At 45.3% G+C, this 23,088-nt stretch carries 14 protein-coding genes; 13 read left to right on the top strand and 1 reads right to left on the bottom strand.

Annotated features, from left to right (window positions below; all coding sequences use genetic code 11):
- The first annotated feature begins 2 nt into the window (after positions 1 to 2).
- From NST44_RS00355 to NST44_RS00335, 5 genes are all read left to right on the top strand, one after another.
- Positions 3 to 404: a (deoxy)nucleoside triphosphate pyrophosphohydrolase gene (locus tag NST44_RS00355; RefSeq protein WP_213614921.1), complete on the top strand. Its 402-nt coding sequence runs from the start codon at positions 3 to 5 to the stop codon at positions 402 to 404.
- A 146-nt stretch (positions 405 to 550) separates the two neighbouring features.
- Positions 551 to 901, top strand: a complete 351-nt coding sequence (locus NST44_RS00350) for an HIRAN domain-containing protein (protein ID WP_213614919.1) — start codon at positions 551 to 553, stop codon at positions 899 to 901.
- Positions 902 to 1,002: 101 nt separating this feature from the next.
- Positions 1,003 to 3,891, top strand: coding sequence for a PD-(D/E)XK nuclease family protein (locus tag NST44_RS00345; protein WP_213614917.1), 2,889 nt, complete (start codon positions 1,003 to 1,005; stop codon positions 3,889 to 3,891).
- Complete coding sequence (locus tag NST44_RS00340; RefSeq protein ID WP_213614915.1) at positions 3,884 to 7,183, top strand: UvrD-helicase domain-containing protein; 3,300 nt, start codon at positions 3,884 to 3,886, stop codon at positions 7,181 to 7,183. Before NST44_RS00345 ends, NST44_RS00340 begins: the two co-directional genes overlap by 8 nt.
- Positions 7,184 to 7,399: 216 nt before the next feature.
- Positions 7,400 to 8,356, top strand: coding sequence for a helix-turn-helix transcriptional regulator (locus tag NST44_RS00335; protein ID WP_095267889.1), 957 nt, complete (start codon positions 7,400 to 7,402; stop codon positions 8,354 to 8,356).
- 9 nt (positions 8,357 to 8,365) lie between these two features.
- On the opposite strand, the gene NST44_RS00330 is transcribed toward NST44_RS00335, so the two are convergent.
- Entirely contained in the window at positions 8,366 to 9,028 is a 663-nt protein-coding gene (locus NST44_RS00330) for a 3'-5' exonuclease (RefSeq protein ID WP_340897283.1), read from the bottom strand.
- A gap of 387 nt (positions 9,029 to 9,415) precedes the next feature.
- On the opposite strand from NST44_RS00330, the gene NST44_RS00325 reads away from it, so the two are divergent.
- The 8 genes from NST44_RS00325 (at position 9,416) to NST44_RS00290 (ending at position 23,034) form a co-directional block, all read left to right on the top strand.
- A complete protein-coding gene (locus NST44_RS00325) occupies positions 9,416 to 11,614 on the top strand; it encodes a hypothetical protein (protein ID WP_340897281.1) in 2,199 nt (732 codons plus the stop codon).
- A gap of 14 nt (positions 11,615 to 11,628) precedes the next feature.
- Positions 11,629 to 12,363 carry an OmpA family protein gene (locus NST44_RS00320; RefSeq protein ID WP_340897279.1) on the top strand — a complete coding sequence of 245 codons (735 nt, stop codon included), beginning with the start codon at positions 11,629 to 11,631 and terminating at the stop codon, positions 12,361 to 12,363.
- On the top strand, positions 12,353 to 13,588 hold the full coding sequence (locus NST44_RS00315; RefSeq protein WP_340897277.1) for a hypothetical protein: 1,236 nt from the start codon (positions 12,353 to 12,355) through the stop codon (positions 13,586 to 13,588). Before NST44_RS00320 ends, NST44_RS00315 begins: the two co-directional genes overlap by 11 nt.
- A gap of 15 nt (positions 13,589 to 13,603) precedes the next feature.
- Positions 13,604 to 16,354: a DEAD/DEAH box helicase gene (locus NST44_RS00310; protein WP_340897276.1), complete on the top strand. Its 2,751-nt coding sequence runs from the start codon at positions 13,604 to 13,606 to the stop codon at positions 16,352 to 16,354.
- Positions 16,355 to 16,430: 76 nt separating this feature from the next.
- Positions 16,431 to 18,590: a Z1 domain-containing protein gene (locus NST44_RS00305; protein ID WP_340897274.1), complete on the top strand. Its 2,160-nt coding sequence runs from the start codon at positions 16,431 to 16,433 to the stop codon at positions 18,588 to 18,590.
- 206 nt (positions 18,591 to 18,796) lie between these two features.
- The gene (locus NST44_RS00300; protein WP_260842827.1) at positions 18,797 to 20,299 is read left to right on the top strand and encodes an N-6 DNA methylase; all 1,503 of its coding nucleotides are present in this window, start codon (positions 18,797 to 18,799) and stop codon (positions 20,297 to 20,299) included.
- 28 nt (positions 20,300 to 20,327) lie between these two features.
- Entirely contained in the window at positions 20,328 to 21,851 is a 1,524-nt protein-coding gene (locus NST44_RS00295) for a class I SAM-dependent DNA methyltransferase (RefSeq protein ID WP_340897270.1), read from the top strand.
- Positions 21,841 to 23,034 (top strand): restriction endonuclease subunit S, encoded by a 1,194-nt coding sequence (locus tag NST44_RS00290; RefSeq protein ID WP_340897268.1) that lies wholly within the window; start codon positions 21,841 to 21,843, stop codon positions 23,032 to 23,034. The genes NST44_RS00295 and NST44_RS00290 overlap by 11 nt, the downstream gene beginning before the upstream one ends.
- Positions 23,035 to 23,088 lie beyond the last annotated feature (54 nt).

Here is a 23,088-nt window from a genome sequence, read left to right as displayed (position 1 = left end):
GAATGCTCGCGGTAGCAGCGGCCATCATTGAAAATGAAGTCGGCCAAATCTTAATAGCCAGACGTAAGATGGGAAAGGCTCAAGAAGGTCTATGGGAGTTCCCCGGTGGCAAAATCGAGCCTAATGAATCGGTTGAAGATTGTTTAAAGAGAGAATTGCTAGAAGAAATGAATATTCAAATTCAACCGTATGAGTCGTATGGTGAACATGACCATTATTATGGATCGACACCTATTCGCTTGTATGCCCATAAGGCTGAATTTGTGAGGGGTGAAATAATGTTAGTTGACCATGACGAGTATAAGTGGGTATATCCACCAGAGCTTGGAAAGTATGAATTTGCTCCGGCTGATGTTAAATTCGTAGAGATGTTAAGAGGACATTCGGCAGAGTCCATGGATTAATCCATGGGCTTTTTAATTTTGAGAACATGCATTCGCTGACAAACAGCTGTTCATCCTGAGCTTTAAAATAAGCTTATCAATGATCGGAGCTGAATATCCGGAGTACATAAAATACAGTTTCAGTTAGGAATGGAGAGTAGGCGTGCATGGGACAAATTTATATCGCAATAACCGGGACATCGCATTATTTCGGAGCAAGTTTTTTGAAGGCGGGGATGGTCGTGCAGCTTATTAAAGATCCGGGCAATCCGTATGACGAGGAGGCGATCCAGGCGGTGATTCCTCCGCTTGGAAAGATCGGTTACGTTGCGAACAGCACGCATACAGTGCCTAAGGGATGTCGGAGCGCTGGTCGGATCTATGATTCATTTGAACAACAAGTTTACGGGGTGATCCGGTTTATTGTGAAGGATCTGGCCATTGTTGAGCTTATGGAAGGAATAGCATCACTCGATATATTCCTCCAAACAGAACATCAATCTTTTCCCTGGAAATGAGGAAAATTGGCGTATTTTGTTTTTTGTTGCGGATTTAGGAAGGGGACAACGGGAAATTTGGCGAATGTAGGTATATAGAATTACAAGGGAGGAGGATTGGCATGGACCTAATAGATCGATTGTATCAGAAAATAAAAGAAGATCCGCTATCCCCTAAGATGCTGATTGTCCCATCCTATTCGCAAGGCCACCAATTGCTAGAGCGACTTTGCGAACGTTTCGGTTCTGTTTTTAATGTGGAAGTTGAGACACTTCAGGGCATGGTGCATGCCAATACGGCATTCGAGCTGTCGCGCAGAAAGATTCGCTTACTTGAGGACGAGCAAGCGTTCTGGGTGATTCGACAGCTAATGCTGCACCAGGCCGAAGCAGATCCGCATAGTTATATTACGCACCAATCAATGGTAAACCCCGGGGTGGTCCGTAAAGTTCATCAGTCGCTCGTTGAATTGCGGATGGCTGGGGTTCGTTCCGGAGAAATACATCCGAATGACTTTTCGAACGAGAGCAAAGGCTTGTATCTCCAACAATTGCTTGATCGTTATGAGGCTTACCTCATAGAGCAGGCGCTGACGGACTTTGCGGGTTTGGCCGAGTATTGTTCTCCAACTGCGGATAACACAAGATTTTTACTTCTGCAGCCTGCCGGATGGTCGAGAATGGAATGGGATCTGATCGAGAAAATAGCCGGGAGCCAACTGGACATTATCAATTTCGATGAGCCTTTTTATTCTCATGCAAGATTCTCTAACAATCGACTGGTGATGTTTCGCGCCGCTGGAAGTTTAGCGGAAGTTCGCGAAGGGTTTCGCAGAATGATTGCAGAGCCCGAGCCGCTGGATCAGATGGAAATCATGTTGTCGGATTACGAACGATATGCACCTGTACTTTACTCGCAGGCCGAGGCATCGGGGGTCCCGTCTACCTTCTCCAATGGGCTTCCGATCTCCTACTGTACGGCAGGTAAGGCTGCTCTAGCCATTCTTGCTTGGATTAAGGAAGGGTTCCCAGTGGCCCGCCTTACGGAGATGCTTCGCAGCGGATGCCTGCAAATCGCTGACCACCAAGCATCCGCCGGGGATTGGATTCGCCTGCTGGAGCAGAGCGGAATCGGCTGGGGCAGACATCGCTATGCCGGAATCCTTGATTCCCGACAAAGCATGGGGGACGGGCAGCAGGAGCTTGGAATGAAGCTGCATGAGGTGCTTCAAGGCTGGTTCGACAAGCTTCCTGAAGGAAGCGAGTGGAGGCCCGATCTGTTGCTCGAATGGTTGGGGGATTTTGTTGAGAAGCATGTACCTCTTCATTCGAGCGACGACCAGAACGTAAAAACCGCCATTCAAGCTTGGAGCACACGTCTATCGGGAATCCGAGTTGGGTCCATGACACCCGAGTGGGCGGTACGATATGTAACTGAAATCTTGAACGGCATACGGATCCGGGTCGATGCAACACCGAAGCCGGGGACAGTTCACGTTACTTCCATCCACAACGGCGGCTTCAGCGGAAGATACCGAACATGGATCGTCGGTATGGATGAGCGAGCCTGGAGCATGCCGATCATGCAGGATCCTCTGTTGCTGGATGAAGAGCGGACAGCGGTATCGACACATTTGCAACTGGTCCGTGAACAAGCCAAACAAATCAGAAACGCTCGTGATGCCCGGTTATCACTCATATGCGGGGAATTGTGGCTTAGTTATGCTTCATACGATCCGGGGGAGCGGGATGGCCGAAGCCCTGCATTCGAGATGCTGCAAATAATGAGACTGCAATCTGGGGATGACACGCAGGATTTCAGCGCTTTAGAGAGAGTATTAGGGCAGCCGTACAGCGTAATGGATGTGCTGCATCCGGAAGAACGAAGAAGTACATATGATGAGATCGATGTATGGGCGCAATATCTTCGGGATTCAAGCGGAACAAGAGATGGATGGAAGGCCGTAACACATGCTTATCCGGCTTTGGCGCAGGGATATCTGGCACAGGTGAATCGCCAAAATGAAAGGCTGTCGGTTTATGACGGGTGGCTGAGCACGAACAAAGCGGGTTCGGATGGCATACTGGGGCAACAAGCCATCAGTGTGAGTCAACTGGAGAAATATGCGGCATGCGGACTGCAATACTACTTTTATTCCGTGTTAAGACTGCGTCCTAAAGAAATTCCTGTCTTTGACCGTGCCCGTTGGCTGCAGGCCGATGAACGGGGAACGCTTCTGCATCATATTTACAGGCTGTATTTAGAGGAGGTTACGGAGTTCGGTACGAAGCCGCTGCAGCATGACAGACGCAAACTGTATAGGATTGTAGACCAAGCACTTGATGATGCCGCGAAGTCCATACCGGCTCCCAGCCCGCATGTACAGAAGAAAGAATGCGAGGAGATCCGGCGCGATGCAGAGGTTTTTTACAGGAACGAAGAAGGGAAGACCGAAGAGCCCTGCTATTTCGAATTGGAACTAGGGACACCTGAGGGTGAGCCGATGGAGCTGACATTGCCGGACGGCATGCAAGTGAAATTGAAAGGGTTCGTCGATCGGGTGGATCGTATCGGCCCACATGAATATCGAATCATTGATTATAAAACAGGCAATATGAAAAGGTACGCCTCAGCCGAATATTTCAGCGGAGGAACACAGCTTCAGCATGCCCTGTACTCCATCGCGGTTGAACAGTGGCTTCACGTAACAGGCAAAGATATCGAGGCCAGGGTAACGGAAGCGGAATATGCTTTTCCAACCGTACGGGGAAGAGGAGAGTATGTCAGAAGGAAGCAAGACCGCAGGGAGGAATTAGGCGAAATCATCTCTAAACTTCTGGATTCCATGAATCAAGGTCTGTTTATTCCAGCTAAAGATGTTAAGACATGTACGTGGTGCAAATACCAGTCCGTGTGCGGCTCGCATGCCGAGTGGATGGGGAATAAGCGGGGAGCTGCTGTCAATGCAGCTGTACTAGGCTCACTGCGGGAGGTGGAAGAGATTGATTGAATCCAGTTTATTAAACTTGCCGGCGGATCAAGCAGACCGTCATCGAATCCTTCATGATTTAGATACAACGCTGCTTGTGGAGGCAGGGGCCGGATCGGGTAAAACGACCAGCTTGGTAGGCAGGCTTCTTGCCTTAATTGATCATGGCGTGCAGGCAGAACAAATCGCAGCGATTACATTTACGAATAAAGCTGCCGGGGAGCTCAAGGAACGATTCCGGGTCGCGTTGGAAAACGCTAATCGCACAGCTGAACCCGGTTCAACGAGCCGCCGTCGATATTCGGATGCTCTAAGCAAGCTGGATCTCATGTTTATTGGAACGATCCATTCTTTCTGCGCATTGCTGCTGCGGGAGCGTCCGATTGAAGCAGGGCTGGATCCGTATTTTGAGGAGATGGCTGAAGAGGAGGACAAGCTCTTTCGGGATGCTTGTTGGGATGAGTATATTACGGAATTGAATGAAGCGCAGCTGCGGCTCTTGGACGAGCTATCGCTGCTCGGCGTTGATGTGAATACACTGCGGGATGTTTATGATCGGGTAACCACATTCTCCGATGTCGAGCTGCCTTGTCAAGAACGACTGTATCCAAACTTCGACCGCATTCGGGATACGCTCTTTCCACTGCTTGAGGCGGCGGAGCCGTATATACCATCGACTGAGCCAGACCAAGGATGGGACAAGCTTCAAACGCTTGTACGTACAAATCGCCAAAAGCTGCGGCTGATCGACGTGAAGGATGATATGCGCATTCTTGAGATTGCGGAGCAGTTCGAGAGCAAGATCCATGTAACGCAGAAGCGATGGACATCCAAAGAGCAGGCAGCCCAGCTGAAGACCAGATTTATCGATTGGCAGGAAACCGTGTTATTTCCCTTTCTGCAGGAATGGCGCGAATATTTATACCCGAAGCTGATTGCGTTCGTTCGCCCGGCTATTCTCTATTGCCAGGAACGCCGCTTATCTGCGGGACGGTTGAATTTTCAGGACCTGCTCGTAGAAGCTGCCAGGCTGCTTCGCGACCATCTTGAAGTTCGGGCTTACTTTGCGCAAAAATACCAACGGATCCTCGTTGATGAATTTCAGGACACGGATCCGGTGCAAGCTGAGCTTATTTTTCTACTCACAGGCGTTACCGAGTTGGGAATGGAGAATAAGGACTGGAGGCGGCTGATACCGCGGCCCGGCTCGTTATTTCTGGTGGGAGACCCGAAGCAGTCGATCTATCGTTTTCGCAGGGCAGATATCTCGATTTATAACGAGGTCAAAGCGCGAATCCGCGAGTGCGGGGATGTGCTTAAATTAACGTCTAATTTCCGTTCCGTACCATCGATCGGCGATTATATTAACAGTCGGTTTGCAGACAAATTTCCTTCAGTCGAAACGGAATATCAAGCGGCGTTCGCGAAGATGGAGACGGACTGGAATTTCTCGTCCCAAGTTGCAGGGCATGGTGTATACGTGTTGAACTATCCCAAGATTACCGGGGGAAAAGCTGCGGCTGCCCTGGAAGATGCTAAGCGTATCGCAAGTTATATTTCATGGGCTTGTACCGACGGCAACCTGCAGATCATCCAGAGGGACGGCACAAGCCGAAACGCAGTTCCGGGGGACTTCCTGATCCTCACCAAGACGAAAGCATTCATCCATGTCTATGCGGAACAGCTGGACCTAAGCGGTATTCCTGCCGATACTTCTGGAAGTACGGCCGCTTATGAAGAAATGCTGATGCTATGTCAGCTGGTCCGCTGTCTTGAAGACGCCTCCGATCAGCCTGCATTGCTCGCGGTTCTGCGCGGCATGTTATTTGGATTAAGCGACCAGCAGTTATGGGCCTTTAAGCAGGAAGGCAGCCGGATATCCATACACGAATCGATATCGCAGACAGAACTGAGCGAAAATGCGCAGCCGGTTGGCGCAGCGCTGGCCAGATTACGCATGTATTCGGAATGGGTCTGTACATTACATGCAGCGGCAGCCTTCAGTCTTATCGTTGAAGATTTAGGGATCATACCGTATGTATCAGCATTGCCCGCAGGTTCGGTACGCGCGGGAACCTTGGTCGGATTGATGCAGCTTGTGCACAGCGATGCAAGGGCTGCTTCAAGCTGGAGTGAACTATGCCGATTGATGGAAAGAGCATGTCAAGGAATGGAAACCTCGAGTCTGTATGTCGGAGGCGATCAAGCCGTCCGTGTGATGAATCTGCATAAAGCCAAAGGGCTGGAGGCGGCGGTCGTTATTCTTGCGGGTCCATGCGAAGAGTCCGAACACGAGCCCGCGCAATATATCGATCGGTCTTCCGACCCGGCAGCAGGGTATTTTACGATCCATAAGAAAACAGGAGGATATCATCCGAAAATAGCTGCGCAGCCTCCCGGTTGGGACGTAATGAGTGAGCGGGAGCGGACATTCGCACAGGCAGAGAAAGATCGGCTGCTGTATGTAGCAGCGACGCGGCCCAAGCAAATGCTGGTCATCAGTTTATATCCTGAGCAGCCGGCCAAATGCCCTTGGACCCCGCTCGTTGAAGGAATGCCAGAGCTTCCGGAGCTTCAGGTTCCTGAACGCATACAAACGTCAAAAACGGAGTTAACCGAAGGACCGGATATCCTCGGCATTCGGGCTGCTCGTCAGCGCCAATTGGATGATATAAGCCGGCCTACCTATTCCCTGCTGTCGGTAACGGAACAGACCAAGACGCTCCATGACCGTCCGGAATGGTCCTCGGAGGGGAAAGGGATGGCATTCGGCAGCGTTGTCCATCGCACGCTGGAAATGCTCGGCAAGGGATTGGCGGAGTCGGATCTGGATGAGGCCGTACATTGGCTTGCGAGCGAAGAAGGATTGGCAGCAGAGTACATCCCCGAAGCCGTACGGTTTGCGCAAAGCATCCTGGTCAGCGAACTGTGGCAGCGAAGCTTGCGTGCACGCCGCCGGTTATTCGAGCTGCCCCTGTTACTTAGGAAGAACGCCGCGGAGCTTAAGTCATTCAACAACATGGCAATGGAAGACATAAAGCTCGAAGCGGCCCCGGCTTCGGCAACCGGGGATGATGCTGTGAAGCATGCTTATTTGCGAGGCGTCATCGATTTTCTGTTCGAGGAAGAAGACGGCTGGGTCATTGTTGACTTCAAGACCGATCACGTCGAGGAGGGTGCCCTGGAGACGTTCGTTAATTTCTATCGTCCTCAGGTCCTTGTCTACGCTTCGGAATGGGAACGCACCTTTGGCTTCAAAGTGAAAGAAGCAGGGCTTTATTTCGCAGGGATCGGGCGGTATGTAGTGCTGTGATACTAGCTCTGTATCTATGTATCTAGTGTTCTGGAAGCATAACGGTTAAGGTTTCCATCCAACTAAAGGTAACAGGAGAGCTTAAACATTGAGTTGAGTTCTCCTTTTTATATGAAGAAGTAAACGGAAATTTTTTTAGTTCTCTGGGAGGATATGGTTGCTTGTTGTCGAAATGTGTATAAATCATAATGAAAATACAATTAGGAGAATTGAACTATGTCCGATAAGTTGTTCAGATGGTTCAAAATTATTTATGCCATCCAAGCAAGGCCGGGGATCAGCGCCAAGGAATTGGCGGAACGATGTGAAGCCGAGGAAAGAACGATATACCGGGATTTACGTTCACTAGACCTCGTAGCGCCGATTACCAACGAAGGGTACGGTAAAGGCTACACGTTCGCCGGGGATTTTGCCATGTTTCCATTCAATTGGACGCAGCAGGAGGCGTTGGTCTTCTCCATGCTCCCTTCCTTTGTCGACCAGAGCAATATGCCGCCGGGATTCGACACAGCGTATGACAAGGTTATGGCCGCTCATTTTCGGCAGAAGAAGCGGGATCGGGAAATTCTGAAACATGTCACGGATATTATCCAGATGGGGTCTCCCGCATATCGGGAGGATGCTCCCAACTATCTATATCAAGTCATTCAGGCCATCGTGGAAGAAAAGACGATCACCGTTGTATATCATACGCAGAGCCGGAATCAACAAACGGAACGGGAGATCGATCCGTACTACCTCGTTCCGAGGGATCAACGATTCTATCTGATCGGTTATTGCCATCAGGCGAAGGATATTCGGACCTTCCGTCTGAGCCGTTTCCGCTCTATGGAGATGACCAGCCGCACCTTCGAGCGCGGGGACTTTAACCTGAAGAATTATATGAAGAACACCTGGTCGATTGAACGCGGCGAGGAACAAATCCATTTCAAAGTGAAATTCTCGCCGGATGTCGCCCGTTACATCAAAGAAGAAGAGATGTTCGTGAGACCAAGGATGAAGGACCTGCCGGACGGCAGTTTGTTGTTCGAGGTTACCTTGAATCACGACCGGGAGTTTATGAACTGGGTAAGTCAGTACGGGCCGGATGCTGAAATTCTGGCCCCGGGATCTTACCGGGAACGAATGAAGGAACGGCTTGAACGATGGCGCAAGCTGTATGAGGGGGAATAAGGAACGGCACTATTGCGCCATTCCCAGCATTTCCGCCAGTTTACTGAATGGGTGATTCTCTTCCGAGCCTGTGGAGTATACCATTTCCGAGACGTACAGCTGATCTTCTGCGGCATTATTCGTGACCAATTGGATTTTAGGGAAGATCGAAAGAAAGATTTTCGCCGTGTTATAGGCGTCATCGGTGGCTCGATGCGGCTCTCCGATGAATGGGAGCTGCATCAGGTCTAGCGCCCGTTTCAATCCGATCCTCTGTCGATGATCCGATTGGTGAAGTCGAGTAAACGCCAGCTGAAGATCGTTATAATTTTGCAGCCAATCCAAGGAGATCTGATGATCCCGGCAATGCTGGATGAACTGATATTTATCGTCCATTCCCCATGCGCATAAATAATAGGGCGCTTCGCCGATCCACTCTTGAAAAGCCTTTAGCGCTTCGGGAAAAGACGGTGCTTGATCGACTTGATCCTGCGTAATCCCCGTAAACGGCGTCGTTTCCGGTGTTAATTTATATTGTCTCGAAGGCTTTACATAGGAATGAAATACATCGGTCATGACCAGTGTCCCTTCTTGCTCGGTCATTTTAATCGCACCGATTTCGATAATGTCGGCAAGATGCTGATGTTTACGAACCACCATGAATTCAAGATCGAAGATGATATAAGTTGGCATTGGAATGCTCCTCTCTGCATTGGTTGTTATTAGTTTAGCAGGGGGGAGTGGCTGGGGTTGTCAGGGAATGGGTGTTCGGGGGACGAGAGATGACATAATGCTCTCTAAGAGAATACGTAAAGAGAGATTAGGTTTACAAAATATACTATCGTACTCTCAACGAATTACCGATAAATGAAACAGAAAGAGAACGTTGGGCGTGATTGATTTGATTCTCTCTATATTTAGAAGGAAGGGGATTGAAATTCAGATATACTTGGTTATCTATACAAATTTAATAGTCACATGAGTGCATAGAGGAAATGTTACGTAAATTAGTATTTATATCTTACGGCTACGCTCTTGGCGAAGCCTTTTTTATTAGAGAAAATAATCTGGAGGTTACTTATGGCGGCCTTTCTTACATCGTCTCTGTTTTATTCATGTTATATAGGACTAATGGTTTTGATCTTCACGGTAAGCTGGTTCTTTGTGCTCCGTCCCTATTCTATCAGTAAAAAAGCTGCTGCATCTATTAACGCAAAAATAATTGAGTTAGAAGAGATTCAGGATGTGTCTGAAAAATTCCACCTATTTAATGATTGGGTAGTACAGAGTGAAAATCATTATATCAAGAAGAGTTTTCTCCCGGCTTGGAACAGTTATTACCAAAAATTTATGTTCTACCAACAGAAAGGGATTTCCTATACGCCTGATATTTACGACTTTTTCTTTGAGGAATCATTAGTCCATAACTTTGGAAAGCGCAAGTATGCAGAAATTGTAGCAGGAATTTTCTTATCTATGGGAATCGTGGGTACTTTTATCGGTATTGCATTTGGCGTTTCGGGGCTCCATGTAAATGGGAGCTCAGAAGTTATGCAAGATGGTATTGGGGTTTTGCTCACTGGAATGAAAGTTAAATTTGCTTCCTCCATAGCTGGCATCATACTTTCCTTATTATGGCAACTACTCGATAAAGGAATTTATTTTCCAGGACTTTCGCGTTCCTTTTCGAATATTCGGCAAAATTTGGATGAGGCTTTCCCTACTCAAGACCAAAGTACTCTTTTGTATCGTATGGATCAGCGCCAAGAAAAACAAATGCAGGATTTTCAATCATTTCTGTCTGAAGTACTGATCCCTAACATGGTCAACGGTGTGGCAGATTCAATTCAATCATCGCTTGCACCTCAAATGGAACAGACACAGCAAATGATGTCTGAACTCATACAGACGACCACCGTAAATCAGACTCAGGGAATGCAGCAAATGATTGACCAGTTTGTAACTCAACTTAGCGAGTTGACTGGGGACCATATGAAAAATCTAGGAGAAGCTCTAAATGCTACCGTTGATTGGCAGCAGAAGGTACATGCAGAGTTGGGATCTCTCGTTCAATCCATGCAGGATTCAGCCACTAGTCAATCCGTCATGGTTGAAAAAACTACGGATTTAACCGAGCAAATTCACAACTACACAGAACGGATTACTGATTACCAGATGGTTCTTGAAAAGACGGTATCTGAATTAAATGAAACAACGGAAAAAAATAGCCAACTTCAAAGTGTAACAACAGAGCTGTTAGATAAGATGATGGAAGAACGACATCAATTTCACGATTATTTTAATAGCCGTATGAGTTCCTTGAAAGAAAACGTAGATTCAATCGTTGTGCAAACTGGGTTGCAGGTAACATACCAGGAAAAACTGGAGACGTTCGTTCAATCCATGCAAGAATCCGCCCTGAGCCAGTCAGCAATGGTTGAAACAACTACAGGATTGACCGAACAGATGCATAGTTATACCGAGAGGATCACAGATTATCAGTCAGTTCTTGAGAAGACGGTTGCAGAGTTAAATGTTACAACCGGGAAGAACAGCGAACTCCAAAGCATCACTACTGAGCTGCTAGATAAAATGATGGAAGAACGCAAGCTATTTAACGAGTACTTTGATAGTCACATGAGTACACTTAAAGAAAACGTAGGGGCTATTGTGAATCAGACAGGATTTCAGGTTTCGCTCCAGCAACGTTTCGAAGAGAATTTGCAGCGAATCTCTAACATCACACAAAGCCAGCAAACGTTGGCGGTTACGTTGTCACAACAGGCTGATTTGAGCCAAAGATCGAATCAAGAATTGGAATTGATCTTTGATAAATTTACTCATAACAACTCTGAATTTATCCATATACAAGATGATCTAAGATCCTTAATAAGAGATATTCAGCAAGAACGTAGAGAAATGGATGGTATATCGAGCAGAGTCCAAACCACATTGACAGAACAATTAACTGACATGGATGAAAGAGTCGAACAATTAAGATTGGTTTGGGAATCTGCTAGCGAATCTATGGCAAAGACAAACAAGCACCTCGAAACTTCAATGAACCAATTTGCTGATGATATGCACCGCGGGCTTCAAAATACTTTCACCCAATTTGATCAGGAATTAACTAAATCGGTACAGCATCTAGCCAGTGGAGTTGATGCGATTCAGGAAGGGTTAATTGATTTGCCTGATACCATGCAGACATTAAAACAAGCAGTAAATGAGATGAATCGCCAATCAAAACGGATATTGAATCCGGTAACTTCAGAATAAGGTGTTGATATTTTTTGGCTAGAGGATTCCGAAATGAAAGGCATATGTCCCGATCTCACGAGGCGGAGAAAGAAAGTTTTTGGGTCTCGTATACCGATTTAATGTCCGCTTTGCTTGTTATTTTTGCTTTGGTCTTAATGATTACCATCTTTAATACACAATCGGCATATGAGGAAAAAGAAGCGGCTATAAACGAGAAAAACCAAATGATAGAGGAAGTTGTCGGTGTAAAATCAGAGATTATTCAGGAATTAATTAAGGCATTTAAGGATTCAGATCTAGCCATGGAAGTGGACCCTCAGACAGGAGCGATCCGCTTTTCGGGAGGAGTCTTTTTTGAAACGAACAGTAGTGAAGTATCTCCCACTGGTAGGAAATACCTAGAGGAGTTTATTCCACAGTATATTAATATTCTTCTCTCAGATCGATTTAGAAATGAAATTTCTCAAATCATTGTAGAAGGACATACTGATACGGCAGGTGGGTATCTGTACAATTTACAATTATCACAAGATCGTGCTCTTTCGGTAGTGCAGCAAATATTTCAACCAACCTTCCCTAATTTCAAATATAGGGGCGATTTGAAATCCGTCATTACTGCAAATGGAAGATCGTTCAGTATACCGATTTTGAAAGCTGACGGGAAGATTGACGCTAATAAATCCCGAAGAGTAGAATTTAAGTTCCGTTTGAAGGATGATCAGTTATTGGATCAACTACAGGGGTTGGGTGAAAAAGATGGAAATTAATCAGTACTTTTATCTATTCTCATTTAAACCTCAACTGTTAACGGATGAAAGAATTCGAGTTGAACGAAAATATAAGAACAAGTCAGTTGATATCATTAAACGCCGCGGGAAGATGCTTCTGCCCAAGCTTCTTGAATTAATACGTACTACGCCAATCGAAGAGATCGAAGAATTGGCACAAAGTCTAAAAAAAATGGAAGTATTATTACTTATATATGAAGATTATCCATTCCCTAATGAGAATCAGGAAACCGTACTGAAAATTAATCGCATTCTTACTTCGCGTTATTCTATTGAAGTAGGTAAAACGGCATGGACTATCTTTCAACATCAATTTGAAGAACTTCTGCTGCAAGATTTATTACGCCGAATTTATCAAGTTGATCGTTTTGGGTTTCTGTTACTGGATGACCGATTACAGGTGCGGATGGAACATGCTGTTTACCATAAAGGTGGTATAGTGCAGGGATTGACTTCTATGGTGTTATCGATAGATATGAAAACCAGAGATATCTTCAATAAGTTAAAGGTGGAGGCAGAATCTAAGCTTGAAGCTGCTCTAATGAAAAGTGTACTGGAGCAAGGTTTGGCTACAGATCAATTGATTGAACGGGATGGTACTGAATTTATCGTGAGGTTACTCGATAAATATACGATGGATGAATATAAGCTTCTTATTAGAATTTATCTGGAAGCACGTAAGTTTAATCAATTTCACGCTAATCTCATCCAGCAAGCAGTAGATCGACTAAGAGATCCTAGAGAACGAATAACCGATTGGGAGTTTTTGAGTGATGGGGCCCTTGAAGAAGTTAAGCGTTGGCTAATCCAGAAGAAACTTCAAATCATTTTTAAAAACGACCAAGACAATAAACGCCTTAACTACTGGAAGAGATTTATAGACTATATGCAAGATGTTGAATTGATTCAGGATCCGATGATCGCTTTTATTTATTTCGATAAGTTTGTTGTTGTCGAATATGGCCAGATGGGGGCTGCATATTTCTATCATCGTGAAGGTTTTGACCAAATTATTCATCCGATCAGCACTTCCTATTCCTTTAAAAACAGTCGAAGTCGGACAAGTAAAGAAGCAATGCTTAAAGTACCTGAAAGAACAAGAAAAGGCTTTCCCCTGTTTATCGATAAGTTAGGTCATCACGGCAGGAATTGGGCGGATAAGTTCGACTATTACATGAGGTATTACCTAGACGGAGTATTTTAATAAGGGGCAAGGTACATGGCAGGATTATTTGGTTTCATAAATAAACGGCGTAAGAATGCTTCTTCATCGGATATAAATATTAAAATTGAAAAAACGTTTGTCTCGCATGGTCTCTTATATAGCATTATACGAGAAGGTCAGCACCTGCAGTTTCCGTTAAACCTTCGGATATCCGAACTAAGGCATTTGAATAATGCCGAATTGCTTGAAACTTTAGAAGATTTATGGTTCGAAGGATATTTGGAACCTGAGGAATCAGGCTTTGTCCTCACGATCGATAAGGTTCAAGAAATTCCGCAGGAGCTACAGGAACGATTGGGGCTGCCCCGACCCACCAAGCTCAACTTGAGGCTTGGTCATGAAAGTGCCGTAGGATCTCCTCATTTCAAGTTTGTGTTGGAAAAGAGTTTTGAGTCGTGGGAGCATTTAGAACGAACAGCGAAGTTCATTGGCCCATGGATTATTCTACCGGATCGGCAAGTGCTGCTAATGGATGAGGAGCAGTATAAATTTCAGCAGCTTATAAATGAAGCTCCAAATGCTATGGATAAGGAGCTAATTTTTTCATACGTTGCTGAAGTGCGGAACACCGCTATACGCCATGGCTATCCGATGGACGATTATCTGTGGCATCAGGAGTATCTGTTTGTACATCAGTTGGATATAGAGTTGAATTATGATCAAACGACTATTACACTCAGTCCACATTATGGCTCTTCGGATGATATATCTCCAGAATTATTGAGCAACATGAGTACAACCGCTAGCCGCTATGCAGTTGATGATAAAAATCGGAAAGTGTTAGTCAAATCTTCTATAGTGGAAGAGGCAAACCGCATTCAGCAGCTTTCCCCCGTTACAGGTCCAGATATTCCAAAGTTTATTGAAAATCCTGAGGCGTTTCTTCCAGAAATAGAAGGACTTGATTTATCACGCTTTGGGGAACGTGTGAAGTCTCTTGGCATCCGGGTATATCGGGCACAGCCCTTCGTTCACGCAACGGAACAAGAGAGAGGTTGGTTTGAACTGGATTTTGGATTTGCGGCTCAGGATGAGAACGGAGAAGTTCATCAAACTTGGGAAGCATCCGAAATGCAGACGTTAATTACGAAAGCACAAGAGAATGGGGAAGAGTTCATTGAATGGAACGGTAATTGGTTAAGGCTACCTAAAGATGCTAAAGACTTTGTAGAGGCCACAGATACTGCAAGACGTGATTTATTGGATCCCGGAAATCTTGTTGATGTCACTAAACTTCCTTATGTATTAGAAATTTACGAAAATATCAGTCAATTGGAATTCAATCAGCCTATATTGAAGGCCCATCAGGAGATGCAAGATCTCGGCATCTTTACTGAACAGCCGCCTGCTTCTTTTACAGCCACCCTAAAACCGTTTCAAACGGACGGTTATGTATGGATGAAATCGCTGCATTATCGGAAGCTCGGGGGATTGCTCGCGGATGATATGGGGCTTGGCAAAACGATTCAAGTCATTTCCTTCTTATCTTATTTACACGAAATCGGACATCTTACGCCTACGCTTGTTGTCGTGCCAAAAACTCTCATGGATAACTGGGAGAAGGAAGTGAGGAAATTTGCTCCTTCGTTACTGCAAACCCTATACCTTCACCGTGGTTCGCAGCGATTAAAGGATGCAGAAGACTTAAAGCGAATTGGTATCACGGTTACCACGTACCATACGCTAGCAAAAGATCAGTTGATATTTGGACAGGTGGATTGGCAGGCTGTTATTTGTGATGAAGCACAGGCTATCAAGAATCCTTCGACAGCGGCCTCTAAGGTACTTAAGGCAATGAAATCGAAATTCAGGTTAGCCATGACCGGAACCCCGGTAGAGAACGGATTAAGTGAACTGTGGTCTATTATGGATTATGTACAGCCAGGGTTACTAGGAAGCCTTAGTCAGTTTAAAGAAGAGTTTATGAACAAGTTAGATGGGGAATCGCGTGATTCAGAAGATGAGAAGAAACTGCTGGCTCGTATATCCATGGTTTACAAGCGCCGTACAAAATCGGAGGAGTTAGGCGACCAGCTTCCTCCTAAGCAGTCAATCATTACAGAGGTACCATTGGGACCACAACAATCTAAACTTTATGCTGAGGCTCTTACTTTAGTTCGTAATAAGGCTATGGATGGATTGCAGGCTATACAAAAACTAAAGGCGTTAAGTTCACACCCTGGGTTAGTGGCCGAGCAGTTTATAAACATTCCATATGACCAAGTACCCAAACTGCAAGAAACGATAAGCATCATCCGTAAAGTGCAGGAAAAAGGTGAGAAGGTTCTTATTTTTACAGAGTACATCAAAATGCAGGAGATCCTTCGCTCAGTGGTTCGTGATTGTTTCGATATTAACCCGATCATCATCAATGGCATGACGGATCGAAGACAGGAACAAGTTGACAGGTTTAACAATGCTCCTGGGTTTGATGTTATGATTCTTTCTCCTAAGGCTGCTGGTACGGGATTAACCATTACTTCTGCCAATCATGTCATTCACTATACACGTTGGTGGAATCCTGCTGTTGAGAACCAAGCAACAGATCGAGCCTACCGAATTGGACAGGATAAGCCAGTATACGTCTATTATCCAATAGTAGCAGATACGAATGGATTGACGAAAAAGGGAACGGTTGAGGAGATTGTTCATCAGCTGCTCACAGAAAAGCAGGAAGTGGCTTCATCGGTGATTGTTTCGAGCAGAAAGATGAACATCGAAGAAGAGGTATTACGGGGGATATAGATTCGAACATTTGTTTGCTGGCAGGATCGTGTCAGAAGAAGATTATAAGATTCATTTCAGAAAGGATGTGTTCAGGATGATTAAGACTTTAAATTTTAACGGAACATTCTTTACGTATCTGAACAAGAAAAACAATTATTCTACTGAGATGATCGGTTGTATGGAAAGAACAGTTCAAAAACTGCTTGATACCGAAACAACCTTAGATCGACCAGGTATGCTGCTTGGAAAGATTCAATCGGGTAAAACCCGGACTTTCCTCGGGGTCATGTCACTAGCCTACGATAATGGCTACGATGTAGTCATCATTTTGACCAAAGGGACAAAAGCGCTTGCCCAACAAACCTTGGAACGATTGAAGTCTGAATTTGGGGATTTGAATGAAGGTGATTACATTCAAATCTTCGATATCATGGTGGTTCCTTCACTGACTCGGTATGAGCGCAATCAGAAACTTGCATTTGTGGTCAAAAAAGAGATTCGTAATATGGAACGATTGCATCAGGCTTTTTTTGAAACCTATCCCGATCTCTTAGACAAAAAAATTCTAATCATTGATGACGAAGCTGATTTTGCAAGCATTGGTTTTACGAGCAAGAAGGATGAAGAACCGGAAATTAAGAAGATTGCAGGGAAAATTGATGAATTCAGACAAAACGTTGAGGGGTGTAGCTTTTTGCAAGTAACGGCTACTCCATACTCCCTGTATCTCCAGCCAGAAGATATTATTGTGGATTCGGAAGTGTTTAAACCGATTAAACCTGTCTTTACAGAGTTGGTACCTATCCACGATAAATACATTGGTGGAGAATATTATTTTCAGAAAAGTGAAGAAGAAGGAACGATAGCCTACCACTTATTTGAAGAGGTTCCGGAAGATGAGTTGGCTGTTTTAAAGAAACAGGATCGTCGAGTATTTAAGATCGAGGAATGTTTGTTCAGCAATAAAATCAAATCGCTGCGGGATGCCATTGTTAACTTCATTGTTGGCGGATGTATACGAAGGATGCAAGACAGGCAAGAAGGCAGTGCCGTGAGAAAATACAGCTTTATCATTCATACCGAACAAGGCAAGGCAGCACATGAGTGGCAAGAGAGCATAATTGATGCCATTGTAAAAAAGTTAACAGAGGAATCCCGAGATGACTCACCTTTGTTTCATCGCTTACTTCAGGAAGCTTACGCAAACTTAGAAAAATCGATTGAGCTTTCTCCTCTTATGATGCCGGGTCTCAATGAGATAATAGCGGAAGCGAAGAAGGTGTTAGATGAAGAACACATCATGATCACAAAGGTTAATTCCGAGAAGGACGTAAATGAACTTCTGGATGCTTCCGGGCAATTAAAGCTTAGAACGCCGTTGAATATTTTTATTGGAGGACAAATACTTGATCGAGGCATAACAATCGGGAATTTGATTGGATTCTATTATGGGAGACGTCCAAAAACCTTTCAGCAGGACACGGTACTTCAGCATTCGCGAATGTACGGGGCTAGACCGATTGAAGACTTGACCGTTACTCGGTTCTATACCACGTCAAGCATATATTCTGTGATGCAGCGTATCCACGAATTTGATTCGGCTTTACGAGAAGCCTTTGAGAAGGGGAGTCATGATAACGGAGTTGTATTTATTCAAAAGGATGTCAGCAGCCAAATCATACCTTGTTCCCCTAATAAAATTTTGTTGTCCGATACAACTACGTTGAGGCCGAAGACTCGCCTACTTCCAGTTGGCTTCAAAGTTAGAGCTAAATCGCACGTTCAAAAGCCGGTAGCCGCTATTGATGCCATCATTAATAAATATTGTACGGAGACTACTAACACGCCGGAACCATTCTTGATGGACATCAGCGATGTGGTTGATATCATTCAGCATGTCGGAACTACTTTTGAAGAAGGACATTCCTGGAATCAAAAAGCGTTTATCGCAAGCTTGGAATATTTAGCGAGTTTATCTGGGAACGAAACGCTCAGAGGAAAGGTTTGGACGATTGTAAGACGGGATCGGGATATTTCGCGAGAAAAGAAAGACGGACGTCTTGAGAACTCGCCGGATTCCTATCAAGAGAAAGGCTTGGCAACGGAACTGGCAACGGACATTCCTGCTATTGTTTTGCTTAAACAAAACGGTACGGCTGCGGGTTGGAGCGGCACGCCGTTCTACTGGCCAGTGCTTGTAGCACCTCAAAAGATGCAAACTGTTGTTTTTGCCAACCATTTGTTTGCAGATTAATAAATTGGTTGATCAAAAGGAGCATTGCATTATGCGATGTTCTTTTTTTAGTATTGTAATACTAAATATCGTTGTGGTATAGTTTACCTATAAACAGTAGGTATAAAGTAGGTGATTCATTGATCGAAGACTTCTGGAACATATGTCTGAATCATGACATCAAATCGCGTGATCAACTGCTTCGGGAAGCGATACGCGTTATAAAGATGAAGCAATACATAGAGCAAGTACCTGCCTTGGAACGGACAGAGCTTGAGAATAATCCAACAAAGCTGTTCGAACGGATGCAGGAAAGGATCGGAACAATCGAGTTGGGACACTTCCCGGGGGATCGGGAGTTGTTCTACAAATTGTATCATACGGGGAAAGAACTCAATCTGGCAGAATACGGGTTGCAAACGATTCGGCAGGATCGAGTGATTGCTTCCCTGCAGGTGCATTCGAGTATTTTCCAAACCTTTAGGGAAAATGCTGATGAACTGAAAGAACAGCATTGGCTGATCGTAGAGGCTGAAAAATTCATGGAAGGGCTGGCGCGGTATACGCCGCCCCCAAACGTAAAGCTTACCCTCCTGACCGAAAACTATATCATCGGACGTTTGTTGAAGACGTATTTCGCTGGAAACGAGCAAATTCAGATTCTGCAGGGGGCAATCTATCAGCCGTTGCCGCTGCCAGATTCCTATGATGCTATTCTGGCCGTGCCCAATTTCGGGTTAAAGCTTGATGATGAGGCGGCCGGGGTCCGGGAAGCGGAAGGAGCTGCACTTCAGCATCTGGCTCCATTACTAACGCCGGGAGGCAGCCTTACAGCAATTCTACCAGCGCGGATGATGTTCCAATCGGGAGCAATCGGGGATTGGCGTAAACGAATGAACGAGATGTTTCCTGTCGGGGCTGTTTATACCCTGCCTGAAGGCTTGTTTAGACCGTATACCTCTGTAAAGACGTATTTTGTGACGTTTTGCAGGGGACAGCTGCCGGAGAACATCCGAATTGGCCGTTATGTGTTAAAGGATACGCTTCTAGAGGAAGAGCAGGAGGTTCAGCTAAAGGCCGCTGCTTTCCAGCAGCTGGAGGATTGGCGAATCGAACTCCTGCTGGAGCAGAACAGCGATACGTTGACAGCTTTTCAGCAGGCAGCCATTCCTAAAATCAAACTGAGAGCAGTCGCGGATATTTTCAGGGGGAAATCGATCCTGAAACAGGATCTGCGTCCGGGCCCGATTGGAGTCCTGAATATTTCCAATCTTGAGGATGGGGAAGTTAAGCTCGAGCAATTGGAGACGATTGAGGAAGAGCAGCGCAAGGTAAGACGATATGAAGTCCTTCCTGGAGATTTGGTCATGACGTGCAGAGGCACGCAAACGAAGCTGGCTGTATTTCCGAATTATTCGCAGATGGTTATCGCATCAGCCAATATGATCGTGATTCGCTTCCAAGAGCAGGTGGACAGCATGTATGCGAAGATTTTTTTGGAAAGTCCGGTAGGTATGGCTCTGATCCAGAGTTTTCAGCGCGGTACAACCGTCATGAACCTGAATCCGGCGGACGTCGGAGAGATTGAGATTCCGTTTCTTCCGTTAGAGAAGCAGCTAGCGATCAGCGAAGCATATAGGAATGAGAAACAGCTGTATTTGGAAACGGTGCAAGCGGCTTCCCGGCGCTGGGAAGCGCAGCGGGAACAGATTTATTCAACATTATATTGAGGAAACAAATTAAGGGGGAAATTGCAGCATGGCAACAGCAAACATTGGATTCGAAGAGAAGCTGTGGACAATGGCAGACAAGCTGCGAGGCAGCATGGATTCTGCGGAATACAAGCACGTAGCGCTTGGCCTGTTGTTCTTGAAATATGTATCGGATGCGTTCGAGGAGAAATACGCGGAGCTCGAGCTCGAGCCTTATGCGGATGCTGAAGATCGCGACGAATATATTGCGGCCAATATTTTCTGGGTACCGAAGGAAGCACGTTGGAGCCACGTTCAGGCGAATGCTAAAAAGCCGGAGATCGGCCAGACTATCGATAACGCTATGATTCTGATTGAGAAGGAAAACCCTTCGTTAAAAGGCGTCCTTCCGAAGGATTTTGCCCGTCCAGCTTTGGACAAGACTCGTCTTGGGGAAGTTATTGATGTCTTCTCCTTTAAGGTAGGGGACAAAGAGAGCCGTTCCAAAGATGTGCTTGGCCGGGTGTATGAATATTTCCTGAGCAAATTCGCCAGTGCAGAGGGCAAGAACGGGGGCGAGTTCTATACGCCTTCCAGCGTAGTGCGTCTGCTGGTTGAAATGATTGAGCCTTATAAAGGAAGGATCTATGACCCTTGCTGTGGTTCAGGCGGTATGTTTGTACAAAGTGAGAAGTTTGTGGAAGAGCATCAGGGGAAAGTAGGCGACATCGCGGTGTATGGACAGGAATCTAATCCTACTACATGGCGTCTATGCAAAATGAACCTGGCAATCCGCGGTATTGATGGCAATCTCGGCGAATTTAATGCGGATACGTTCCATAATGATCTACATAAAAACTTGAAGGCCGATTATATTCTCGCGAATCCACCATTTAATATCAGTGACTGGGGCGGTCAGCGACTGACGGAAGATGCGCGCTGGCAGTTCGGAATTCCGCCGGCAGGCAATGCCAACTATGCTTGGATTCAGCATATCGTTTCCAAACTGGCACCAAGCGGCGTAGCTGGGTTTGTTTTGGCGAACGGCTCGATGTCTACCAGCACAACCAGTGAGCTTGAAATCCGCAGCAAGCTTGTAGATGCCGATTTGGTCGATTGCATCGTTACGTTGCCGGGTCAGTTGTTCTACTCGACGCAGATTCCGGTATGTCTTTGGTTTATGGCGAAGAACAAAGCGCCACGTGGACTGCGCGACCGCCGCGGTGAAATTTTGTTCATTGATGCTCGTAAAATGGGCCACATGGTAGACCGGACTCATAAAGAATTAAGCACAGAAGATATGCGGAAAATCGCCGATACGTATCATGCTTGGCGCGGGCAGACAGAGGCAGGGCAATATGAGGATGTTAAAGGCTTCTGTAAAGCTGCAAAATTGGCTGAAGTGCAGGAGCATGAATATATTTTGACTCCAGGGCGTTATGTAGGAATCGAGGATGCGGAAGAAGACAGTGAACCGTTTGAGGATAAAATTGTACGCCTGACAAGTGAGCTGGCTGAGCAGTTCGCGAAATCCCGCCAGTTGGAGGATGAGATTCGGAAGCAATTGGGGGGGATTGGGTTTGAGTTTTGAATTCAAAAAAACTGTGCTATCAGAAGTTGCTATTATATTGATGGGGCAATCACCCAAAGGTGAATATTGCAATGATACGGGCAATGGGGTACCACTTTTAAACGGTCCTACAGAATTCGGAACAGTACATCCCACACCAGTGCAATTTACGATAGATCCTAAAAGAATGGCTTTGAAGAATGATTTGTTATTTTGTGTACGAGGTTCCACAGTCGGAAGAATGAATTGGGCAGATCGAGATTATGCAATTGGCAGAGGGTTAGCAGCTATAAGGCCAAATAATCCACGAATTAGACATTTTGTAAAAGCACTAATTAGTTTTAATTTACCCTTTATGATAAATAGCAGTACAGGCTCTACATTTCCCAATATTTCAAAGGATCTATTACACACTCTACCAGTTTTTATTCCAACTAGGGGAGAGGAACAAGAAGCAATCTCTAATATGCTGGGATCAATCGACGAAAAAATTAACATCAACAACGCCATCAACAAAAACCTCGAAGAAGTTGCCCAAGCTCTTTTTAAACGCTGGTTTATTGACTTTGAATTTCCAAATGAAAATGGCGAACCTTACAAGTCTAGCGGGGGAGAGTTTGAGGAAAGTGAGGTAGGGTTGATTCCGAAGGGGTGGAAGATTGAAAACTTCAATTCAGTTTTTGACTTGAAGTATGGTAAAGCTTTAAAAGAGGGGGACAGAAGAGAAGGGGATGTCCCTGTCTACGGATCTAACGGGAGAATAGGATTTCATAATAATAGCCTAGTGAAAGGACCCGGCATTGTAGTAGGCCGTAAAGGTAATGCGGGGACAGTGAATTTTGTTGAAAAAGATTTCTTTCCGATAGACACTACTTTTTACGTGCAATTGAAACCCCATTGTATTTCTAGTATGTACTACGCCTATTATGAATTAATTAATCAAAATCTAACTAAATATAGTTCTGATTCTGCTGTACCAGGTCTGAGTAAAAAAATGGTGGAGCAAAACAAAGTTATTATTCCTATTGAGGAGAAAATTGAGGAGTTTGATAGGAGTATAAGTTCTATTTTTCAGTATAAATCTAACTTAGAAGATCAATCTGATAAGTTGAGTAAGATCCGCGACACCCTTATCCCTAAACTCATGTCCGGAGAAATTCGCGTTCGGATAGACGAGCAGGAACTTACTTCAATCAATGAATAACTTACAAACAAATTACTTACCAGCCTATCAACCAGCTTAGGAGGTGTGCCGTGT

The sequence above is a fragment of the Paenibacillus sp. FSL W8-0919 genome (genome assembly GCF_038003785.1).
GTDB classification, from domain to species: domain Bacteria; phylum Bacillota; class Bacilli; order Paenibacillales; family Paenibacillaceae; genus Paenibacillus_AQ; species Paenibacillus_AQ lactis.
The sequence above is the reverse complement of the archived record's forward strand: the minus strand, read 5'-3'. Positions and strand labels throughout refer to the sequence as shown.

Bases quoted from the DNA above. Each gene is read 5' to 3' on its own strand.
- NST44_RS00330 (WP_340897283.1), bottom strand. From the start codon at position 9,028: ATGCCAACTTATATCATCTTCGATCTTGAATTCATGGTGGTTCGTAAA.
- NST44_RS00295 (WP_340897270.1), top strand. From the start codon at position 20,328: ATGGCAACAGCAAACATTGGATTCGAAGAGAAGCTGTGGACAATGGCA.
- NST44_RS00305 (WP_340897274.1), top strand. From the start codon at position 16,431: ATGATTAAGACTTTAAATTTTAACGGAACATTCTTTACGTATCTGAAC.
- NST44_RS00300 (WP_260842827.1), top strand. From the start codon at position 18,797: ATGAAGCAATACATAGAGCAAGTACCTGCCTTGGAACGGACAGAGCTT.
- NST44_RS00350 (WP_213614919.1), top strand. From the start codon at position 551: ATGGGACAAATTTATATCGCAATAACCGGGACATCGCATTATTTCGGA.
- NST44_RS00310 (WP_340897276.1), top strand. From the start codon at position 13,604: ATGGCAGGATTATTTGGTTTCATAAATAAACGGCGTAAGAATGCTTCT.
- NST44_RS00355 (WP_213614921.1), top strand. From the start codon at position 3: ATGCTCGCGGTAGCAGCGGCCATCATTGAAAATGAAGTCGGCCAAATC.
- NST44_RS00315 (WP_340897277.1), top strand. From the start codon at position 12,353: ATGGAAATTAATCAGTACTTTTATCTATTCTCATTTAAACCTCAACTG.
- NST44_RS00325 (WP_340897281.1), top strand. From the start codon at position 9,416: ATGGCGGCCTTTCTTACATCGTCTCTGTTTTATTCATGTTATATAGGA.
- NST44_RS00335 (WP_095267889.1), top strand. From the start codon at position 7,400: ATGTCCGATAAGTTGTTCAGATGGTTCAAAATTATTTATGCCATCCAA.
- NST44_RS00345 (WP_213614917.1), top strand. From the start codon at position 1,003: ATGGACCTAATAGATCGATTGTATCAGAAAATAAAAGAAGATCCGCTA.